Origin of the sequence: Acinetobacter sp. YH1901134 (assembly GCF_013416965.1) — a bacterium.
GTDB classification, from domain to species: domain Bacteria; phylum Pseudomonadota; class Gammaproteobacteria; order Pseudomonadales; family Moraxellaceae; genus Acinetobacter; species Acinetobacter amyesii.
Genome location: NZ_VPEW01000004.1, coordinates 652,671 through 673,185, shown reverse-complemented (window position 1 = coordinate 673,185; position 20,515 = coordinate 652,671). Strand labels below are relative to the sequence as shown.

Sequence of the window (20,515 nt, the reverse complement as noted above, 5' to 3'; positions counted from 1 at the left end):
TAAAGCGGCCTAATGAGCCGCTTTATGATTTAAACAACTTAAATCTTAGCGATTATAGTTATTTTGGGAATAATCAGTTTCTTCAAAAGATGGCTGATATTCTTGATCAATGTTTTGGAGATGTTCGTGCATTGCGCGTTCATGTTGAATTCGTTGGTAAATTTCTTCACGATGAACAGATACTTCTTTTGGAGCATTCACGCCAATACGAACCTGATTACCTTTAACACCAAGTACAGTCACGCTAACTTGGTCTCCAATCATTAATGTTTCTCCGACACGACGAGTCAGAATCAGCATGTTTCTCTCCTTGCAAAATGCAAAACCTGCAAATGATCTGTTATGTAAAATTCATAACTTGTAAAAGCAAAAAATTTAGCAGTGCATCTGAAACAATCATTGTGACAGTCGCAAACTGAGTAAATTTTAAAATCCTCAGGTTTAATATAACAGAGCCACTATAAAAAAAACTATAGTGGCTCTGAATTTTTACGATGTTTTTCAAAATCTGTCTAACAATGACAAATTTTGACACACAGCAAGGTTAATTAAGCACGTGCGCTTGATTCACCTGTTTCACGGTCTAGACCGAATGCAGTGTGTAGAGCACGTACAGCAAGCTCTAAGTATTTCTCATCAATAATCACTGAAATTTTGATTTCAGAAGTCGAAATCATCAAAATATTAATGCCTTCTTTTGCAAGAGCAGTAAACATTTTGCTTGCAACACCTGCGTGTGAGCGCATACCAACACCAACAATCGATACTTTTACGATGTCTGCGCGAGTTGCAACTTCACGTGCACCAATTTCTTGTGCAGTCGCTTCAAGAATGGCTTTCGCTTTTGATAATTCACTACGGTTAACTGTAAATGTGAAATCAGTTGTGCCGTCTTCTTCAACGTTTTGGATAATCATATCCACTTCAACATTGGCATCACCAATTGGTGAAAGGATGTTTGAAGCGATACCTGGTTTATCCGGTACACCAAGAATAGTTAATTTAGCTTCATCACGGTTGAACGCGATACCTGAGATGATTGGTTGTTCCATGTTATCTTCCGCTTCAGTGGTGATTAGTGTCCCGACGTTTTGTTTAAAGTTTTCGTCGAATGCGCCATCATCGTCATTATCAAAACTTGATAATACGCGTAAAGGCACTTGGTATTTACCGGCAAATTCTACAGAACGAATTTGAAGGACTTTAGAACCAAGTGATGCCATTTCAAGCATTTCTTCAAAAGAAATACGATCAACTTTTTTCGCTTTTGGAGCGACACGAGGGTCAGTGGTGTAAACACCATCAACGTCTGTGTAAATCTGACACTCATCAGCTTTAAGTGCGGCGGCCAATGCAACACCCGAAGTGTCAGAACCACCACGACCTAGAGTCGTAGTGTTACCTTCGGCATCAAAGCCTTGGAAACCTGCCACTACAATGACACGTCCAGCGTCAAGGTTTGAAGTCAATACATCCGTATCAATCGCTTCAATACGCGCCTTGGTAAATGCGCTGTCGGTTTTAATACCGACTTGACGGCCTGTAAGTGATTTAGCTTCAACACCAATAGAGTTAAGTGCCATTGCTAACATAGAAATCGTTACCTGTTCACCCGTAGACACCATTTGGTCTAATTCGCGTGGATCAGGGGTTTCGGTAATGGCTTTCGCTAAAGCAAGTAGACGATTGGTTTCGCCACTCATTGCAGATACAACAACCACAACTTTGTGACCGTGATCATGCCAACGCTTTACACGACGAGCAACATTTAAAATGCGCTCTGGAGTACCCATTGAGGTACCGCCATATTTTTGAACGATTAATGCCATAACTATCCTTACCAAGTAAATAAGTCTAAAGACTTAAAGCACTTACACATATTTTAAGACCGCACTTCGGCGCGATTTTAATATACCACGTAGCTTATGAACTCCAAGGTAGGAGGAGTTCAAATAGATACTTTGTGTCTGCAGGGGATTCACATGAACCCAGCCTTTTAGACTCCATTTTCATCATTTAGCCAGAGGTTGAATATTGGTTTCAACATGATGATTGAGTTTGCGCTTTCACGCATCAACAGTGTTTAAGCAGGATCCAGCATTAAAAAACACACTGCTTAAACCTGTTGATTTGCTCAAAGGAGGTGAGTCACTTTGAGCTATAGGACTTTTGGTCTTATTTTGCAGCTAACCATGTAACGAGGTCAGTCATTACCGCTTCAAGTTTGTCGCTATAAGGCGCACCACCTTGAGCCATATCAGGTTTACCACCACCTTTACCGCCAAGTTCTTGACCAAGGTGTTTGATGATGTCACCTGCTTTTACAGCAGCAGTGTATTCTTTAGCAACCGAAGCAATGAGGCTCACTTTGTCGGCATCAACCGCTGCGATCACGATCACAGCATTGTCTAACTTAGATTTCACACCGTCGTGCAAGTTGCGAAGTGATTTCGCATCTACACCTTGAACCGTGGTGATTAATGTTTTACGGCCAGCAATCTCTTGAACTTGACTCAATAACTCAGCGGCTTGGAAGCTTGCCAATTTTTGGTTCAATTGTTCAATTTGTTTTTGCAAGCTAGATGCTGTGTGAGACAAAGCTTCAACTTTTTCTAAAGTTTGATCTTTTTGCGCTTTCAGCAAGTCGTTAATTGCATGAATGTCACGATCTGCTTTTTGCGCAGCTTCAACAGCTTTAGTACCCGTAACGGCTTCAATACGACGTACGCCTGCAGCAACACCGCCTTCAGAAGTGATTTTGAATAGACCAATATCACCGGTGCGTTTTACATGAATACCGCCACAAAGTTCGATAGAGAAGTTTTTCTCATCTTTGGTTGTACCCATTGAAAGTACACGTACTTCGTCACCGTATTTCTCACCGAACAACATCATTGCGCCTTTTTCTTTGGCCGCCTCGATGTCTAAAAGTTCAGTTGAAACAGCAGTATTGGCAATCACTTCGGCATTGACAATGCGTTCAACTTCTTGAAGCTGTTCAAATGAAACAGGTTGGTCATTAGCAAAGTCAAAACGTAAAAGTTCGCTTGCAACCAATGAACCTTTTTGCTGTACGTGCGTACCTAAAACTTGGCGAAGTGCTGCATGTAATAGGTGAGTTGCAGAGTGGTTGCGTGAAGTTGCTTCACGGATATCCGCTTTCACAATCGCTTCGACCGCTTGAGCCGCTTTTAAGTTACCCATGGTCACGATGCCTTGGTGTACAAAAGCGCCGCCTGATTTTTTGGTGTCTTGAACTTCAAAAATACCAGTTTCGTTTTTGAAGATACCTGTATCGCCAACTTGACCGCCACTTTCTGCATAGAAAGGTGTTTGGTTGAGAACGATTAGTGCTTCGTCACCTTCAAAAACTTCATCAACTTGTTCGCCGTCTTTGTAGATCGCAACAATTTGACCTTGGCCTTGAGTTGCGTCATAGCCGTCAAATTGAGTCTCGCCTTCAACTTTCACAATTGAGTTGTAGTCGACAGCAAATTTACCAGCATCACGCGCACGTTGACGTTGAGCCGCCATTTCGACTTCGAAACCAGCTTCGTCAATGGTTAAATCACGTTCACGTGCAATGTCTGCTGTTAAGTCAGTCGGGAAGCCGTAAGTATCGTAAAGTTTAAATACAGTTTCGCCTGGAATCACTGAACCTTTAAGGTTTGCCAATTCGCCTTCAAGCAATTTCAAGCCTTGCTCGAGTGTTTTAGCAAATTGCTCTTCTTCTTTCAAAAGCTGTGCTTCGATACGTGCCTGGTTAGCAGCAAGTTCAGGATAAGCAGCACCCATCACTTCGATTAACGGCTGCAACATTTTGTAGAAGAATGAACCAGTCGCACCCAATTTGTTACCATGACGTACTGCACGACGGATAATACGGCGAAGTACATAGCCACGGCCTTCGTTAGACGGGTTAACACCGTCTGCAATCAAGAAGCAGCAAGAACGTGCATGGTCAGCCACAACTTTAAGTGAAGCAGGGTATTCAACTGGTTTGTTTTCTGCTTGCGCTTTTGCTTCAAGTTCAGTGGTATCTAAACCAATGATTTCAGCAGCAGCTTTAAGTAGGTTTTGGAATAGGTCAATTTCGTAGTTTGAGTTTACATGCTGTAAAACTGCAGAAATACGCTCAAGGCCCATACCTGTATCTACAGAAGGTGCAGGAAGGGCATGCAGAACACCATCAGCAGTACGGTTGAACTGCATGAATACGTTGTTCCAAATTTCGATGAAACGATCGCCATCTTCTTCAGGAGTGCCCGGTAAGCCGCCCCAAATGTGGTCACCATGGTCAAAGAAGATTTCAGAACATGGACCGCAAGGACCTGTATCGCCCATTGCCCAGAAGTTATCTGAAGCGTATTTTTCGCCTTTGTTGTCACCAATACGGATAATGCGTGAAGCGTCTAGACCAATTTCTTTGTTCCAGATATCAAATGCTTCGTCATCTGTATGGTAAACAGTGGCATAAAGTTTATCTTTTGGCAGACCTAACCATTTTTCGTTGGTTAAGAAATCCCAAGCAAATGTGATGGCATCACGTTTGAAGTAGTCACCAAATGAGAAGTTACCCAACATTTCAAAGAACGTGTGGTGACGTGCTGTATAACCAACGTTGTCTAAGTCGTTGTGTTTACCGCCGGCACGGACACATTTTTGTGAAGAAGTTGCACGAACGTAGTCACGTTTTTCAAGACCGAGGAAGCAGTCTTTAAACTGGTTCATACCAGCATTTGTGAACAATAGTGTTGGGTCGTTGGCAGGTACCAGAGAACTCGACGCGACACGTGTATGCCCTTGCGATTCAAAGTAGCTTAAAAAAGCTTCGCGAATTTCAGCTGATGTCATAAAACGAGTACTCACAACCAAGTCTCTCCTAATTTCGATTTGGTAATAGCCTATCAAGCAAGTCTTACAAAATTTTAAAGCTGGCTTGAGATGCTGACATAAAATTTAAAAACGCTAAATTATAACGGAAAAAGGTGTAGTGACCAATGATTTTCGGCTATCTCTATGACTTTTTATATGTTTTAAATTTAGCGCCTATATTTTTAGATTTTTAAACCTTTGGAACGCTGAAAGTATTCATTGAATAATCTAATGAGCGCACTGTTGCGGCGTTTTATTTATATGTCTTGAAAAGTTTTAAATGTTCAACTTCAGTATGTTGATAAATGGTCTACATGAAGGTGCTTTGCATTTATATTTTTTAGTTCATTGGGGAATGTGCATGTTTACATCCAATTTAATCATAGTGTTTGGACTGGATCTTGGTGCTGTACATTTTCAGTAAAGCTAATATTTAGATCTATACAGGTGCTAAAGTTTTATAAAAATAAAGCCCAATAAGCATTAAACGAATAAATGATAACGTTTTCATGTTGAAATCCATTAACATATAGATGCTTTATTTTTGTTTCAAAACGAAGGATTGGTCATGCAGCGAGTGGCAATTAATGGATTTGGTCGAATCGGACGCAATGTATTACGCGCTTGGTTTGAAAATCCAAAAGAATTTCATTATGAAATTGTTGCCATAAATGATGTCGCTGATGTGGAAACCATGGTGCATTTGTTTAAATATGACACCACGCATGGTCGTTTTGCAGGCCAAGTCGAAATTCTTGAACAAGATGGCGCTATTTTTCTAGATATCTCTTGTGCTCAAGCGCATCTCAAAGTGCAAGTTTTAAATGAAGCACAGCCGAGTCTTTTGCCTTGGCAGCAACTGAATGTCGATGTGGTACTCGAATGCACAGGTTTATTTAGATCGCGAGAGGCAGCCACACAACATATTGGTGCAGGTGCCAAACGTGTGATTATTGGTGCGGCGCCGTTTGACAGTGTTGATGCTGCAATTGTGTATGGTGTTAATCATCATGAAGTCAAAGCGACGGATCAAATTATTTCGAGTGTGTCGTGTACCACGCAGGCTTTGGTGCCTTTAGTCAAAATTATTGATGATGCTTTTGGTATAGACACAGCACTCATGACAGAAATTCATGCTGTGACTGCGGATCAGTCTGTATTGGATCATGCACATCGTGACTTACGTCGTGCGCGAGCTTCGGGTCAAAATATTATTCCAACGACTTCTTCAGCTCTAGGGGCATTGAAACGGGTCATGCCGAAAATGGAAGATCGAATCGATGGTTATTCGATTCGTGTACCGACGATCAATGTTGCTGCAATCGATTTAAGTTTTGTGTCCCAATCGCTTATCACCAAGCATGAGTTAAATGCAGTGTTAAGCAAAGCTGCACGTTTTGATTATCATGAAATTATGTCAGTAACCGATGAACCTTTGGTCTCAAGTGATTTTAATCATTCACCTTATTCATTGATTGTCGATTTGAATCAAACCATGGTGGTAGGAAAACAAGCAAAAGTCTTCGCATGGTATGACAATGAATGGGGCTATGCGAACCGCTTACTCGATTTATGTGAAAGCTTTCATTCTCTTTAAAAATTCAAACTTATCCGATATAAAAAACATCTACTAGCTTGTAGGTGTTTTTTATTTTCTAAAATTAGATGAAAAATCATGCGTAATGACGTTGATGTATCTCGAAAATATTGAAAAACTTTAAAAAATATTCAAGCACAGCTGATTTATTGTTTAAGATGAAAGTCAAAGAAATATATAAAGAGTATTGAGCATGATGTTGATGTTACTTTGGGGATTTATTTTATTATTGGCGCTGGCGGTTATTTTTTTAATTTGGCTACAGTTTAATCGTGACGTATCGCAATCTACCGCGCATGAAACCTTGCCACTCGAGGAAAAAGTGGTGCATCTAGAAGCGAACTTGAAAAAGACCTTGGAAATTATGCAAGACCTTGCAAAGAAAATGCATATCCAGCAAGAAGTATTAGATCAGACCACTCACAAATTACAGCAAGTTGAATTGCAAAATGCAGAGTTGGTGAACCTTTTGGCAAAAGTGATCAAGACAGACCAAAGCTAATCAAAAAAATACAAAAGACTGCCCACACCTCGATATCTGCATGAAGCATGTGATCTCAAGGTATGGGTATTTTTTATCCAATAAGATGATTCCTAATATTCATCATCATTGGGTTTAAATCGTAGTTCTTTCGTTATTCAAAACATGATCGCGTATTACTTAGTTAAATCAAAATTTGTCTTAATACTGCTGCTGAAAGCATGCTAATCACAACGGTAGGCAATAACGAAAAACGTGATGCTGCAAATAGGGTAATGGCTATCGCAATCAGATCGGCAGGATTATCTTTGACAAAATAAGGCGCGATCACTGATATCAATACACAGCCGGGAACAACTTCCATAATTTGACGTTGTTTGTTGGTGAGGCTACGGTTTTTCAGTAACACATAACCCAAGATACGGGTCAGGTAAGTGGTTAAGGCTATAAATAGGATTGCGATCAATGTGCTAGCGTGAATCATGCATCATCTCCAATTAGGAAAAATGCAGAAGCAATGCCAGTAACTGCGCCAATCGGAACATACCAGCCCGCAGGGAGATACAAGTAAGCCAAAGATGCGGCAATCAAACTGACCAGCCATGGACGCGCCGCTTTAAAGCCTTTCCACATGCCACGCAGTAAAACAAGAAATACAGCAGGGAAGGCCATATCAAAACCAAGTCGACTAATATCGCCAAGTATCGGCCCGATCATTGCCCCTAGCGTGGTAAAGCCAACCCACATCAAATATAGAGCACAGCATAAGCCTGCATAGAACATCAAACTAAAGGCGCGCTGAATTCCCAAAACATTAGATTTTTTTTGCGCATCAGCCAAACCCACAGCCCAACTTTCATCGCACATAAAAAATAAAGCGGTATAAACCTTACGATTCGGTAGATGTCGTAAATACGGGACAAGGCTCGCCCCCATTAATAGGTGCCGACTATTAACTAAAAACGTAATAAACATCAGCATGAGAATATTAGGGGGATTGGTCCAAACTTCCAAAATGGCAAATTCAGAACCACCGGCAAAGTTAAGGCCAGTCAAAAGCGGAACTTCTAAACTAGAAAATCCTTTATGTGTTGCCTGAGCACCCAAAACTAATGCAAAAGGAATAATGCCCAGCAGCATTGGAATAGATGTTTTTAGACCTCGTTTAAACTCAATAGAATGCTGTGAGTGGGTGTGATTGAGTGTACTTTGTCTAAACATCAACATGACGTTTTCCATGAAGCGAGATCGAAAGCAATATTTTATGGATATCTGAGCAGCATTTGGCAGCTATTTTATGGAAGATTGCTTTTATTGTGCAATAAAATTGCTAAAATAAAGATTATTGTGAAATTTAGTGCCTTTATTGATGGATCAGATAGATAAACGCATTTTGCAAGCATTACAGCAAAATGGAAAACTACAAAATAATGAATTGGCCCAACTAGTTGGTTTATCACCTTCGCCGTGTTTGAGACGGGTTAGGCAACTAGAAGATGAAGGCTATATTGAGAAATATGTGGCTTTACTGAATCAGTCAAAATTGAATTTAAGTTTAACGGTATTTGCGCGGATTTGGCTAAAAGGTCAAGATGCAAAAACCGTGAATGATTTTGTCGCAGCAATTCAAACGATGCCTGAGGTGGTTGAATGTCAACTCATGGCAGGGGATTGTGACTTTTTCTTACGTATCGTCGTGGCAGATTTAGAAGCTTATCGTAAATTTCAGATTCATCATTTAACGCAGATCGCCAGTGTGCAAAATGTAAAAACAGAGATACCGTTACAGGCCGTTAAACAAACTACAGCGCTTCCATTGGATTGATGTTCGTGTCTTAAATTAAGTTATTGAGCCTGATCATATTTATAACTTTGTTTAAAACTTCATCTATAGAAAGTAGGATGCTTATTATTTTTTATCAAATGGTTAAAAAAAATAACGTTTACAGGATTTTAAAATCTAAGCATAAACATGGATTTAGTTGTAAAAATTAAAGCTGTTTATGAAGTAATGAATGCTGAAGCATCTTTTATGAAAAAGTCGTGTGCAAGCGTAAAACTATCGTGCTAAACTAGGAGAAATCGGGTGTGCTCCCGATTTTTTTATGCGGATTTGTTCCGCGCTGACAAGAATTTAGGTTTACAACATGCCCATTTCAGAGACATGGTTATTACCTGATGGTGTAGCTGATGTACTGCCAGAACAGGCGCAAGTGATTGAATCTTTGCGTCGTGAAGCATTAGATTTCCTCGCATCTCGAGGTTATCAGTTGGTGTACACGCCATTCATTGAATACATCGAATCTCTATCTTCTCTTTCAGAATCGAATCAAGATTTAGACTTAGCCACTTTTAAAGTGATCGATCAACTTTCAGGTCGTTTGCTTGGTGTGCGTGCCGATATGACACCACAAGTGGCTCGTATTGATGCGCATGTACATCCTGTCGAAGGTGTAGCTCGTTATTGCTACGCTGGTACAGTACTACATACTAAACCACAGGGTTTTAATACCACACGTGCACCTTTACAGTTAGGTGCAGAATTATTTGGTTCAGACAGCATTGATGCTGACGTTGAACTGATTGATGTCATGATCAACTTGCTTGCTAAAGCAGGTCATGCAGATGGTATCCATCTTGATTTAGGGCATGTCGGTTTATTCCGCAGCATGGTGAAACAAGCTGGCTTGAGCAAAGCAGTTGAACGTCAGTTATCTGACTTGTATCAACGTAAAGCTCTACCTGAACTTGCTGAATTCACACAAAAGCTTCCATTCGGTCAAGATTTTTATACCTTAGGTCGTTTTGCAAGTGATTTAGATGCGTTACAAGCAAATTTAAGTGCTGAAGTTTTAAATAACGAAGCATTTAAACTTGCATTTGATGCAGTGAAATCGACACAAGCCGCAATTCAGGTGCGTTGGCCAGAACTACATATTGGTATCGATGTTGTAGAACTTCGTTCATACCATTATCACACTGGTTTAATGTATGCCGTATATGCACCAAACCGTGCTGCGCCATTGGCTCAAGGCGGTCGCTATGACGGTATTGGTGAACACTTCGGTCGCGCGCGTCCAGCGACAGGTTTCTCTTGTGATCTATATGCATTAACTGCAGGTCAAGTTCAGAAAAACCAAGTTTTGGTTGCACCAAAAGGCATCGAAGCAGATTTATTAAAGGCAATTGAAGCAGCACGTACCGAAGGATTCAGTGTTGTTCAATTGTTAGGTAATGATGATTTAAGCTCAGCACCGTATGCAACGCACCAGTTGGTGAATGCAAATGGCGAGTGGACAATCAAACAAATTTAATCTCGGATGTGCCTGCGGGCACACACGTTTTTTCCAATTTTAACAGCATGATGCAATGAGGCTATTATGGGCAAGAATGTTGTGGTACTTGGTACCCAATGGGGCGACGAAGGTAAAGGTAAGATCGTCGACCTGCTCACAGATCAAGCGGCTGCGGTAGTTCGCTATCAAGGCGGACACAACGCAGGTCATACACTTGTGGTTGGTGGTAAGAAAACTGTTTTACACCTCATTCCATCTGGTATTTTACGTGACAACGTATTGTGCTTAATTGGTAATGGTGTTGTTTTATCACCTGAAGCTTTAATCCACGAAATGGAAGTTTTAGAAAAAGAAGGCGTGCCTGTACGTGAACGTCTACGTATTTCTCCAAACTGTCCGTTGATCCTTCCACACCATATCGCCCTTGACCAAGCACGTGAGAAAAAACGTGGCAATGCGAAAATTGGTACAACAGGTCGTGGTATCGGTCCTGCATACGAAGACAAAGTGGCTCGTCGTGCAATCCGTGTTGCTGACTTGGTTCGTGGTGGTGCTCATCTTAAAGCTCAACTAGAAGAGCTTCTTGAATACCATAACTTCCAATTGACTCAATTCTTCGGTGTTGAAGCCGTTAAAGTTGAAGATGTAATCGCTCTATGTGACGAATGGCGTAAAGTCATCGAACCTATGGTGATGGACGTGACTGGCGAACTTCATGCTTACCGTAAAGCAGGTAAGAAAATCATGTTTGAAGGCGCGCAAGGTTCACTTCTTGACGTTGATCACGGTACATACCCGTATGTTACTTCTTCAAACACAACTGCTGGTGGCGTAAGCTCTGGTTCAGGTCTTGGTCCATTACACCTTGACTATGTATTGGGTATCACTAAAGCGTACACAACTCGTGTAGGTGCTGGTCCGTTCCCGACTGAACTTGTTTATGATGCTGCTAATGATGTTGGTGATGCAATCGGTAAACACTTGGGTACTGTCGGTTCTGAGTTTGGTGCGTCTACTGGCCGTCAACGTCGTTGTGGCTGGTTCGATGCTGAAATTCTACGTCGCTCAGTAGAAGTAAACTCACTTTCTGGTATTTGCTTAACTAAACTAGACGTTCTAGATGGTTTAGAAGAAGTGAAAATCTGTGTAGGTTACGAAGCAGCTGATTCTGGTTGTGTAGGTTCTTCTGATGCGCTTGCATTTGAAACTTTAAAACCGATCTACGAAACTATGCCAGGTTGGTCTGAGTCTACTTTCGGTGCGAAATCACTAGATCAATTGCCACAAAATGCAATTAACTATGTGAAACGTTTAGAGCAATTGATTGAATGTCCAATCGACATCATTTCAACTGGTCCAGACCGTGATGAAACAATCGTATTACGTCATCCATTCGACGCATAATGTGCTGTTGAATTAAGATGTCAAAAGCCTCGCGAAAACGGGGCTTTTTTTATAGGGCGAAGAATAAAAATTCAAAAACCGACAGGTATTATTAACTGATAAACGCAGTAACATCCGAAGTGCCATTTGATTCAAATAAAAGAATGATACGCGGTAAGGTCATCCGCAAGTGTTTGAGACAGGACAACTTTTAATTAAAAATGTTATTGCAATACTGTGAATAATTTGACACTAGTGAACGAGTTTTGTCGGTGAGGTGCATTGCACCGCAAGATGGTTTCCTTGCGAAGCACGCTTCTCATTTTGCCTAATGAGAAACATTGTTTCATGTGTGTACCTCCAGCCGAAGGCTAATCCCTGTATTTAAACCCTAGATGTAAGACTCCGTCGAATATACTTAAAAGTTTTAAAAAATGTGAAATTATTTTTACGGGGTAACATTAGTTATTAAATTTAAATGATGGAAAAATAAAGATTTTAAAAAATAAGCATAAAAATATTGAGTCAGTCAATTTTTTGTATATATTTGACACTCTTTATAAATAACTAGAGATCATGATGAATTATAAAAAATCTTTGGCATGCTTTGCCGTAGCAGCTTCTTTATCAGGTTGTACCACGATTGCTGATCTTGCAGGTGCTGATTCTGCATCTTTGAACTTACAGGCAACACAGTCTTATAACGCAATGCTGAAAGACGCACAGACCAAACAAGTGCTCGATACCAAGTCTGCGACTTATCAAAAAGTAAACCGTGTTTTCTGGAAAATGAAACCATTTGCAGATCAGATGAATCAAACGGGTCAGGCTTTTGATTGGAAAGTTGCCGTAATCAAGTCTAAAGAAATCAATGCCTATGTTGCACCCGGCGGGAAAGTTGTTTTCTATACAGGAATCGTCGAAACCCTCAAACTCACGGATGATGAAGTCGCAGCAATCATGGGTCACGAAATGGTTCATGCTTTAGAAGAACATGCAAAAAATAAAATTGGCGCTTCAGCACTGACCAATCTTGCAGTGAGTATAGGTTCACAATACGTAGGTAATGCAGCAGGTGGCTATGGTGCAACCTTGCTTGACTTGGGGAGTCAATTTGGTGTGGGCTTGCCGTATTCACGTAATTTGGAAAGTCGCGCGGATAAAGGTGGCCTAGTGATGATGGCAAAGGCTGGATACAATCCAGAAGCGGCGATTTCATTGTGGAAAAAAATGAATGCGAATGATAACAGTGGCAACGACGCACTGAGCAAATTTATGTCTACACACCCAAGCAATAATGACCGTATTGCTGCTATGCAAAAAATGATGCCGGAAGCGCAGCAATATTATAAAAATGCGACACCATCGAGTGTACGTCGTTAATATCTGCGGTTTTCAAGACTAAAGTTGCATTTTAGTACGCTATACACTTTGTGGTGAGTTGCTAAAATGCAATTTAAATTAGGAAGAGAAGTGCAGGATGCAGAAGAATATTTCGACCACCATTTTTTATTCTTTATTATTTGCGATGGGGGGAGCACCCACTATTGCTATGATGATCATTCGTGCCCAAACTCAAGATCCACAATTAATTTATCAAGCCCTGATTGGGTTGTCGGTGATTATTGCCTGTATTCTTGTGCCCATAGTTTTGATACAAAATGCTGTCCTATTTTTTAAGCGAAAAAATGTGCAGTTAGAAGAAAAAATTAAGCCATTAATGCATGTGTATTTGGGCTTGAATGTGGTTTGTTTAATCTATTGGTTGGTTCTTCAATTTTCAGCTTAAAAAAATTACATAAATACTATTATAAGTCGCTATAACTTCGTTTTAAGCTCCAAACCATAAGAATATAATATCCATAAATTCACTTATATTTTAATGGTCTGGAGTATCCTTAATGAAAAAAATAATTCTAACGAGCCTGTGTATGGCCGGTGTAATGACGATTTCGGGCTGTGCGACAGTGGCAGATATGGCAGGAGCGGATACTGCTACATTGAACGCGCAAGCAACACAAAGTTATAACAAAATGGTGACAGATGCGCGTTCTAAAAATCAGCTCGATACCTCTTCGAGTACATATAAGCGCATTAATACTGTATTCCAAAAACTGCGTCCTTATGCAGACCAAATGAACCAAACGGGTCAAGCGTTCCAATGGCAATTGGCGGTTATGAAATCTGATCAAGTCAATGCCTTTGTCGCTCCAGGCGGTAAAGTTGTATTTTATACAGGTATTGTCAATAAACTGAATTTAACCGATGCAGAAATTGCAGCAGTTATGGGACATGAAATGGTCCATGCTCTTGAAGAGCATGCAAAAAGTAAATTGGGAGCGCAAGCCTTAACTGATCTTGCATTGAATATTGGTTTAAGTGCGGCAGGTAATAATGTCGGTCAATTGGGTACTGCGGCCGCGCAGTTGGGTAGTCAAATTGGTATAGGTCTGCCTTATTCACGTTCTCTGGAAAGCCGTGCTGACCAAGGTGGTTTAATGTTAATGGCACGTGCAGGTTATAACCCACAAGCGGCGATTACACTTTGGGAAAAAATGAACAAGCTTGAAGGTGCGGGAGGTTCATCATTCCTGTCTACGCATCCATCAAACTCACAACGTATTGAAGCGATGCGTAAAAATCTACCTGCAGCGCAGCAGATTTATAACCAACGTCGTTAATTCATAAGAATTAATTATCCGTTTTAAAAAAGCAGGCCGTGGCCTGCTTTTTTGTATTTAATAGTTTGAAAAGTTCTTATATGGCATACCTATATCAGGCGCAATAAAAAAGGCAAAGTAAAAACTTTGCCTTTTTGCACTAGAGATCAGAAGATCTTAGTGGTGGTGACCGCCTGCACCGTGTACGTGACCGTGTTCAAGTTCTTCAGCAGAAGCCTCACGGATTTCAACGATTTCAACTTCGAAAGTTAAATCTTGACCAGCAAGTGGAAAGTTCGCATCAACAACAACGTTGTCGCCTTCAACCGCTTTAACTGTCACGATTTGAACGCCGTCATCAGTTTGAGCTTGGAATTGCATACCTGGTTGGATGTTATCCACGCCTTGGAACATTTGAGCAGGAACTTCTTGAACGAGATCAGGATTGTATTCGCCATAACCTTCAGCAGCAGGTACAGTTACAGTGAATTTTTCACCAACTGTTTTGCCTAAAAGAGCTTTTTCAAGACCTGGAATGATGTTACCAGCGCCGTGCAAATATGCTAGTGGCTCACCTTGAGATTGGTCGAGAGTTTCACCCTCTGCATTAGTCAATGTGTAGTGGAAAGAAACCACAGAGTTATTTGCAATAGCAGTCATGTTATTGATCCATTCAATTTTTTAAGGGTTACATCATAAAGTGAAATTGCACTTTTGTAGACTAAATTTATCAAAAAAATGCAATTTTTAAATGTTTATGATGATTTTTTCATTAATCGGGGCAAATCTGTAAATTTCAATGCAATTTAATTTTAGGCGCAATTTTTCGTGTAACAAAATCTTTAGCCGTTAATAGTCCTGCATGTGCGTAGCCGTAAATTGTGGCTTGATGCATTCGATAAAGTGAAACGTACATTGATTTAGCAACAAAGCCTTGAACATTGACCTGACCTAAAAGTTCACCAACCGCTTTATGCTTGCTTAATGAGACTAGGGAGCCTTTGTCTGAAAATACGAACATTGGGAGTTGCTGACCACGGATACGCGCCTTTAAACAATCCACGAGAAATGACGCTTGTTGGCTAGCAACTTGAGCGCGTGGGCCGAGGACAGGCTCATCTGCACGCGGTTGGCAATGTGCACAATCACCAAACGCGAAAATATCTGGGTGTGCCTTAGTTTGTAGTGTTGCATATACACTCAAACGCCCCATACGGTCTTTTTCAAAGCCTTCAAGCTTCGAAATTACTTCTGGTGTTTTAATGCCTGCTGCCCAAACCTTCAGTTCAGCTTTAATTTTACTGCCATCATTAAAATAAACATGTTCAGCATCGACTTTTTCCACACGTTTAGAGGTTAAGACTTCAATTTTCATGCGTTTTAATTGCTGCTGAGCATGCTCGGCCATTTTTTCAGGCAGTGCAGGCAGAATCCGATCAGCACCTTCAATTAAATTGATCTGTACGCTTTGCGGATGAATTTTATTTAAACCATATTTATAAAAATTATTTTTGGCTTCAACCAATTCTGCTGAAAGTTCAACACCCGTTGCACCTGCGCCAATAATGGCAATTTTCAACTCACGTGCTGTATTACTATTTTGTGCATCCAAATACAACTGTAAGAGATCTTGTTGGAAGATTTCAGCTTGTTGCAGGCTGTCCAAATAGTGACAATGTTCATACACGCCCGGCGTGTTGAAATCGTTGGAAACTGAGCCTAAAGCAAGAACAAGGGTGTCATAACTCAGTTGCAGTTGTTCTTGAGTAGATTCATATTTACCTTGTTGGACTTTGCTAAGCTGAATGGTTTTTTCAGCAGGATTGATATCTTCAAACTTAGCCAAGACAAATTCATAATGATGCTTCGCAGCATGCGCATAATAGTTAATTTCTTCTTCACTAACCGACATTGTACCTGCGGCAATTTCATGTAAAAGGGGTTTCCAGACATGCGTGAGTTTCATATCTACGAGGGTAATGCGTGCTTTCTTTTTTTTCCCGAGTAAATCACCGAGTTGAGTGACCAGTTCTAAACCACCGGCACCACCACCGACAATGACAATATGGTGTAACTTGGAGTCATCAGCGTTATTCATTGAATTACCTATTTTATTATTGTTGAAAAAAAGAAGATGGCACGAGTATGCCATCTTCTTTTTTGCACGAATAACGAATTGTCTTACAAGTTACATAATCACATCATTGACCTAGAGGGTAGGTTTTAACTTCTGCTGAATCCGTATTAAAGATGCTAAAAAGACCTTTGATCCACATCATGAAACGCTCAAAAATATTGGCTTCTTCAATTTGCACGTCATCTTCAATATCAAAGGTATTAATCAATTGGTTATTTTGATAAACCGTAACGGTCGCTAATTTCATCACTTCAGCCAAAGGCGCAGTAAGTTCTTTTTCCTTCACTTCAACACTCAATTTAGTCTGCGTTTCATGAAGTGGTTCAATGGCTTGAATTTGACCATTGCCGGTATTTAAAAGAATACGTTGCTGCGTAGGGTCAAAAGCTTTTAAATCGATGGCATAAGCTTGATCATAAAGCGAAGTTGTAATCAGCTTAGGTTGTTGAGTTTCCACCTTAAACATTTTCAAGGTTGATTTAACTACAGGTAATTCAGCAATTAATTGCTTATCTTTGATTGCAACCTCATTACGGGTATAGGTATAAGCCAAGTTCATGAGGCTGTGCGCCACTTCAGCACGTTTTAAGCCACTTTTCGCCCCTAATACCACAACAATCAAACGACGTTCTGGCGCGTCAGGATTCGCGATCAAACGGTTGGCTGTTAAGGCTAAGTTATAACCTGCAGCTTTGGTAAAACCTGTTTTTAAGCCATCCACAGTGGGATCTTGTTTGAGTAAAATATTGGTTGCACGGTGGAAACGTTGGTTATAACTAAAACTTTGTTGTTTTGAATAATACAAATAGTCAGGTGTTTCAGTCACCAGTGCTTGTCCTAAACGAGCAAGGTCAGCCGCCGATGAATAATGTTCTGGCATGGTAATGCCGGCTGGATTTTGAAAATTGGTGTCATTCATGCCCAAAGCTTTGGCTTCTTTATTCATGCGTTCAATAAATTTTGGAATATCACCAGAAATGCGTTCAGCTAAGGTTACTGCGGCATCATTGGCAGACATGACCACAAGACCTGCCAAAAGCTGATCAACTGAAATTTGTTCACCTGCTTTGAGATACATTTGTGATTCATCCCATTGAACCACTTGCACGACTGGGGTGGCGGTTAGGATTTCATTTTTCTTTAAATGACCTGCTTTAATTTCCTTTAGAGCAATATAAGCCACCATCATTTTGGTAAGTGAAGCAGGGGCACGCTGAACATGGCTATTATGTTCTGCAATCACCTGACCCGACTGAGGGTCTAAAATGGTCCAAGCTTCAGCTTCAACAGTTTCAGGGACAATATTTAAAAGGGCAGCATTTGCTATCGTGGAGCATAGAAAACTAAGCAGCGCGATGAGGTAGATCACGTGTTTCAATGAGGTTCCTTAACCAACCATTCCGTTGGTGGTAAAACGAAAAAATTTTTAGGCATGCTATGCCTTTTTTTTTCTGCTGACTAGTCATAATTGTAGACAATTGCGACAGTTCCGCATTCAGTTGTAAAAAATGTTAATCTAATTGATAAGTTATCTTTTATTTATTTTATATCGCCCATTATGTTGCATTATCAAATCGAATTTGACGATTATCGTCAGCATCTAGTCCATGTCACTGCACGTTTCTTGGCAAATCCAACACAGGTGCTTTCTTTGCCAACTTGGATTCCCGGAAGTTACTTAATCCGAGAATTTTCGAAGCATATCGAAGCTGTTCGAGCTTATGATGAAGATGGGCGTTTGTTACAAATAGAGAAATTTGAAAAAAATAAATGGCGTTTATTTAATACTGATCATGAGTTGATCACCGTTGAATATGATGTTTATGCCTTTGACTTGTCGGTTCGTGGTGCTTATGTTGATCAAAGCCGTTTATATGTCAATCCAGCTTGCGCATGTTTAGGTTTAGTTGACCAAGAAGATACAGCCATTGAGATTGAAGTTTTCTTGCCACCTGAGTTAAAGCATTTCCAACTTGCGACTGGATTGAAGTCAAAAAGTTTAGTAAAAGGTCGTTATACCTTGTATGCTGATAACTATGCTCAGTTGATTGATGCACCGTTTGAATTGGCGGAACAAACTCGTTTCAGTTTTGAAGCCAACGGCATTCCACACGAATTTGTGGTTTCGGGCAAACATGCCATGAACGCGCAGCGTATGCAGCAAGACATCGAAAAAATTTGTTCGACAGAAATTTCCATGTTTGGTTCAGCACCATTTAAAGACTATACCTTTATGACCATGGCAACGGCCAATAGCTATGGTGGTTTAGAGCATCCAAATAGTACAAGTTTAATTAGCCCGCGTGATGATTTGCCAAAAGCCAATGAACCTGTAGAGCCATCGGCAGATTATCAACGTTTCTTAGGGTTATGCAGCCATGAATATTTCCACTCATGGTTGGTAAAATTTATCCGTCCAGAAAACTTTGTGAATTATGATTTGAACAAAGAAGGCTACACTTCTTTGCTTTGGATTTTTGAAGGTTTTACATCGTATTATGATGATTTGATTTTACTGCGTAGCGGTGTGATTAATCAGGATTCTTATATCAAGCTTTTAAAAGCACAAATTGATCGCTATTTGCAAAATCCGGGTCGTGAAATTCAAACCGTTGCTGAATCAAGCTTTGATGCATGGGTGAAATTCTACCGTCAGGATGAAAACTCAAATAATGCAGGTACCAGTTACTATAATAAAGGCTGCCTCGTGGCGCTGTGTTTAGACCTTGGCTTACGCCTACGTGGTTCAAGTCTTGATGCCTTAATGCGTAAGCTATATGAAAACGCACAAAACGGCATTCAAGTGAATGAACGGACTATTTTCAATTTATGCAATGAATTGACGGGTGATGATTGGTTAGAACAAATCAATCATTTGATTAATACTACGGATGAATTGCCGTTAGACCAATTATTCCCTGAGTTTGGCCTAAGCTACACGCTTAAAAATGACAAATCACTGCCATTTGGTCTAAAACTTGCTGATAAGCCTGAAGGTGTGTTGGTTCAGTCTGCTCGCCGTGACGGTGCGGCGGCAAAAACTGGCTTGTCTGCAAATGATGTGATTATTGCAATTGATGGTCTAAAAGCGACAGTTAAATTGGCAGAAAAATATGCCAAGCAAGATGGAACTTATACCGTACTGGCATTCCGCCGTGATGAGTTGATGAGCTTTGAAGTAGAAGCGGCAGGTTCAGAATTGACGGAAGTTGAACTTAAAGTTGAAGATCAGGCTAAAGCGGAGAAGTGGTTGAAGGCTTAATTTGATAAGTATTTAATTTTCATGTAAAACCCATACTTAGGTATGGGTTTTTTTATTAGAAAATGAATAGTAAAAATTTAATAATTGGAATTTCGATAACTATAGTTTGGTTCTTAGTTATAGGACTATTTTGCGTTCAAAACAATTTTGTATTTACCAATAGAGAGCTGAATTCACTAGGGGATTTTCTCGCAGGTATATTTGCTCCAGTTGCTTTTCTTTGGTTAATACTCGGGTATCTCCAGCAAGGTAAACAATTAGATCAAAATACCAAAGCGTTGGAACAGCAAGAAAAAGCATTTAAACTTCAAATAGAAGAGATGAAGGAGAGCGTTAAACAGCAAGGGTATCTTGCTCAGCTACAGTCAGAACAATTGAGAATGAATCATAATTCATGCCAACCTTACTTAGAATTATGCACTCCAAAATTAGAAATTCTTAATATTAGAGATCTATTAACTAATAAGCCTGAAAAGTTATGTTCATTAATTTTTAGTGTTTATTCGAGAATTAATGAATCAAGAATTGTTTTATTAATGACTTTGGATGACACAATTTATCAGCGTGAAATGAAAATATTAGTTGATGAGTCTATTGAATTTAAATTAAGGCTAGATTGTTTGAATGACACTTATACTAATGATTTTTTATCAGGAAAAATCAATGATTTGGATTTTAAATTTAAGATGAGATTTCAGAATATTTATGGATTAGAAACTGAAAATATTTATTCATATAGAATATTAAGACATGAAACAGGTGAGGTTCAAGTATTAAAGCCATCACTGAGAGATTCGTTAGTAGCAAGTAAAGTTGTATAAATT

General features: G+C 40.0%; 18 protein-coding genes. 10 read left to right on the top strand and 8 right to left on the bottom strand.

Annotated features, from left to right (window positions below; all coding sequences use genetic code 11):
• Nucleotides 1–45 precede the first annotated feature (45 nt).
• From csrA to alaS, 3 genes are all read right to left on the bottom strand, one after another.
• Complete coding sequence (gene csrA, locus FTV50_RS07140) at nucleotides 46–300, bottom strand: carbon storage regulator CsrA (protein WP_078189080.1); 255 nt, start codon at nucleotides 298–300, stop codon at nucleotides 46–48.
• Between the two features lie 248 nt (nucleotides 301–548).
• Entirely contained in the window at nucleotides 549–1,829 is a 1,281-nt protein-coding gene (locus FTV50_RS07135; RefSeq protein WP_078194395.1) for an aspartate kinase, read from the bottom strand.
• Nucleotides 1,830–2,175: 346 nt separating this feature from the next.
• Nucleotides 2,176–4,869, bottom strand: coding sequence for an alanine--tRNA ligase (gene alaS / locus FTV50_RS07130; protein WP_180023960.1), 2,694 nt, complete (start codon nucleotides 4,867–4,869; stop codon nucleotides 2,176–2,178).
• A gap of 574 nt (nucleotides 4,870–5,443) precedes the next feature.
• On the opposite strand from alaS, the gene FTV50_RS07125 reads away from it, so the two are divergent.
• A complete protein-coding gene (locus FTV50_RS07125; protein ID WP_180023959.1) occupies nucleotides 5,444–6,472 on the top strand; it encodes a type I glyceraldehyde-3-phosphate dehydrogenase in 1,029 nt (342 codons plus the stop codon).
• A gap of 199 nt (nucleotides 6,473–6,671) precedes the next feature.
• Complete coding sequence (locus FTV50_RS07120) at nucleotides 6,672–6,974, top strand: hypothetical protein (protein ID WP_078194432.1); 303 nt, start codon at nucleotides 6,672–6,674, stop codon at nucleotides 6,972–6,974.
• A gap of 163 nt (nucleotides 6,975–7,137) precedes the next feature.
• Here the strand turns inward: FTV50_RS07120 and FTV50_RS07115 are convergent, their stop codons facing one another.
• Both FTV50_RS07115 and FTV50_RS07110 read right to left on the bottom strand, forming a co-directional pair.
• A complete protein-coding gene (locus FTV50_RS07115; protein WP_180023958.1) occupies nucleotides 7,138–7,437 on the bottom strand; it encodes an AzlD family protein in 300 nt (99 codons plus the stop codon).
• Nucleotides 7,434–8,180: an AzlC family ABC transporter permease gene (locus tag FTV50_RS07110; RefSeq protein WP_180012236.1), complete on the bottom strand. Its 747-nt coding sequence runs from the start codon at nucleotides 8,178–8,180 to the stop codon at nucleotides 7,434–7,436. Before FTV50_RS07110 ends, FTV50_RS07115 begins: the two co-directional genes overlap by 4 nt.
• A gap of 142 nt (nucleotides 8,181–8,322) precedes the next feature.
• Here FTV50_RS07110 and FTV50_RS07105 point away from each other — a divergent pair, with 142 nt between their 5' ends.
• The 6 genes from FTV50_RS07105 (at nucleotide 8,323) to FTV50_RS07080 (ending at nucleotide 14,313) form a co-directional block, all read left to right on the top strand.
• Nucleotides 8,323–8,778 carry an Lrp/AsnC family transcriptional regulator gene (locus FTV50_RS07105; protein WP_078194390.1) on the top strand — a complete coding sequence of 152 codons (456 nt, stop codon included), beginning with the start codon at nucleotides 8,323–8,325 and terminating at the stop codon, nucleotides 8,776–8,778.
• Nucleotides 8,779–9,100: 322 nt separating this feature from the next.
• Nucleotides 9,101–10,267, top strand: coding sequence for an ATP phosphoribosyltransferase regulatory subunit (locus tag FTV50_RS07100; RefSeq protein ID WP_180023957.1), 1,167 nt, complete (start codon nucleotides 9,101–9,103; stop codon nucleotides 10,265–10,267).
• Nucleotides 10,268–10,333: 66 nt separating this feature from the next.
• On the top strand, nucleotides 10,334–11,653 hold the full coding sequence (locus FTV50_RS07095; RefSeq protein WP_078189071.1) for an adenylosuccinate synthase: 1,320 nt from the start codon (nucleotides 10,334–10,336) through the stop codon (nucleotides 11,651–11,653).
• Nucleotides 11,654–12,211: 558 nt separating this feature from the next.
• Nucleotides 12,212–13,015, top strand: a complete 804-nt coding sequence (locus FTV50_RS07090; RefSeq protein ID WP_078194387.1) for a M48 family metallopeptidase — start codon at nucleotides 12,212–12,214, stop codon at nucleotides 13,013–13,015.
• Nucleotides 13,016–13,112: 97 nt separating this feature from the next.
• Nucleotides 13,113–13,421, top strand: a complete 309-nt coding sequence (locus tag FTV50_RS07085) for a hypothetical protein (RefSeq protein ID WP_078194385.1) — start codon at nucleotides 13,113–13,115, stop codon at nucleotides 13,419–13,421.
• Nucleotides 13,422–13,533: 112 nt separating this feature from the next.
• Nucleotides 13,534–14,313, top strand: coding sequence for a M48 family metallopeptidase (locus FTV50_RS07080; RefSeq protein ID WP_078194384.1), 780 nt, complete (start codon nucleotides 13,534–13,536; stop codon nucleotides 14,311–14,313).
• 156 nt (nucleotides 14,314–14,469) lie between these two features.
• Here FTV50_RS07080 and FTV50_RS07075 read toward each other — a convergent pair whose 3' ends face one another.
• From FTV50_RS07075 to FTV50_RS07065, 3 genes are all read right to left on the bottom strand, one after another.
• Nucleotides 14,470–14,952, bottom strand: a complete 483-nt coding sequence (locus FTV50_RS07075; protein ID WP_078194383.1) for a peptidylprolyl isomerase — start codon at nucleotides 14,950–14,952, stop codon at nucleotides 14,470–14,472.
• 136 nt (nucleotides 14,953–15,088) lie between these two features.
• Nucleotides 15,089–16,390, bottom strand: coding sequence for an NAD(P)/FAD-dependent oxidoreductase (locus tag FTV50_RS07070; protein WP_180023956.1), 1,302 nt, complete (start codon nucleotides 16,388–16,390; stop codon nucleotides 15,089–15,091).
• A 103-nt stretch (nucleotides 16,391–16,493) separates the two neighbouring features.
• A complete protein-coding gene (locus FTV50_RS07065) occupies nucleotides 16,494–17,807 on the bottom strand; it encodes a D-alanyl-D-alanine carboxypeptidase PBP6B (protein WP_180023955.1) in 1,314 nt (437 codons plus the stop codon).
• A 180-nt stretch (nucleotides 17,808–17,987) separates the two neighbouring features.
• On the opposite strand from FTV50_RS07065, the gene FTV50_RS07060 reads away from it, so the two are divergent.
• Together FTV50_RS07060 and FTV50_RS07055 are read left to right on the top strand one after the other, a co-directional pair.
• Entirely contained in the window at nucleotides 17,988–19,691 is a 1,704-nt protein-coding gene (locus tag FTV50_RS07060; RefSeq protein ID WP_180023954.1) for a M61 family metallopeptidase, read from the top strand.
• A 62-nt stretch (nucleotides 19,692–19,753) separates the two neighbouring features.
• Nucleotides 19,754–20,512, top strand: a complete 759-nt coding sequence (locus FTV50_RS07055; RefSeq protein WP_180023953.1) for a hypothetical protein — start codon at nucleotides 19,754–19,756, stop codon at nucleotides 20,510–20,512.
• Nucleotides 20,513–20,515 lie beyond the last annotated feature (3 nt).

What these genes read in the sequence shown, in the direction of transcription:
- FTV50_RS07075 (WP_078194383.1), bottom strand. Translation starts at nt 14,952, where the DNA reads ATGACTGCTATTGCAAATAACTCTGTGGTTTCTTTCCACTACACATTG.
- FTV50_RS07085 (WP_078194385.1), top strand. Translation starts at nt 13,113, where the DNA reads ATGCAGAAGAATATTTCGACCACCATTTTTTATTCTTTATTATTTGCG.
- FTV50_RS07080 (WP_078194384.1), top strand. Translation starts at nt 13,534, where the DNA reads ATGAAAAAAATAATTCTAACGAGCCTGTGTATGGCCGGTGTAATGACG.
- FTV50_RS07125 (WP_180023959.1), top strand. Translation starts at nt 5,444, where the DNA reads ATGCAGCGAGTGGCAATTAATGGATTTGGTCGAATCGGACGCAATGTA.
- FTV50_RS07135 (WP_078194395.1), bottom strand. Translation starts at nt 1,829, where the DNA reads ATGGCATTAATCGTTCAAAAATATGGCGGTACCTCAATGGGTACTCCA.
- FTV50_RS07070 (WP_180023956.1), bottom strand. Translation starts at nt 16,390, where the DNA reads ATGAATAACGCTGATGACTCCAAGTTACACCATATTGTCATTGTCGGT.
- FTV50_RS07115 (WP_180023958.1), bottom strand. Translation starts at nt 7,437, where the DNA reads ATGATTCACGCTAGCACATTGATCGCAATCCTATTTATAGCCTTAACC.
- FTV50_RS07095 (WP_078189071.1), top strand. Translation starts at nt 10,334, where the DNA reads ATGGGCAAGAATGTTGTGGTACTTGGTACCCAATGGGGCGACGAAGGT.
- FTV50_RS07110 (WP_180012236.1), bottom strand. Translation starts at nt 8,180, where the DNA reads ATGTTGATGTTTAGACAAAGTACACTCAATCACACCCACTCACAGCAT.
- FTV50_RS07055 (WP_180023953.1), top strand. Translation starts at nt 19,754, where the DNA reads ATGAATAGTAAAAATTTAATAATTGGAATTTCGATAACTATAGTTTGG.
- csrA (WP_078189080.1), bottom strand. Translation starts at nt 300, where the DNA reads ATGCTGATTCTGACTCGTCGTGTCGGAGAAACATTAATGATTGGAGAC.
- FTV50_RS07100 (WP_180023957.1), top strand. Translation starts at nt 9,101, where the DNA reads ATGCCCATTTCAGAGACATGGTTATTACCTGATGGTGTAGCTGATGTA.
- FTV50_RS07060 (WP_180023954.1), top strand. Translation starts at nt 17,988, where the DNA reads ATGTTGCATTATCAAATCGAATTTGACGATTATCGTCAGCATCTAGTC.
- FTV50_RS07090 (WP_078194387.1), top strand. Translation starts at nt 12,212, where the DNA reads ATGAATTATAAAAAATCTTTGGCATGCTTTGCCGTAGCAGCTTCTTTA.
- FTV50_RS07105 (WP_078194390.1), top strand. Translation starts at nt 8,323, where the DNA reads ATGGATCAGATAGATAAACGCATTTTGCAAGCATTACAGCAAAATGGA.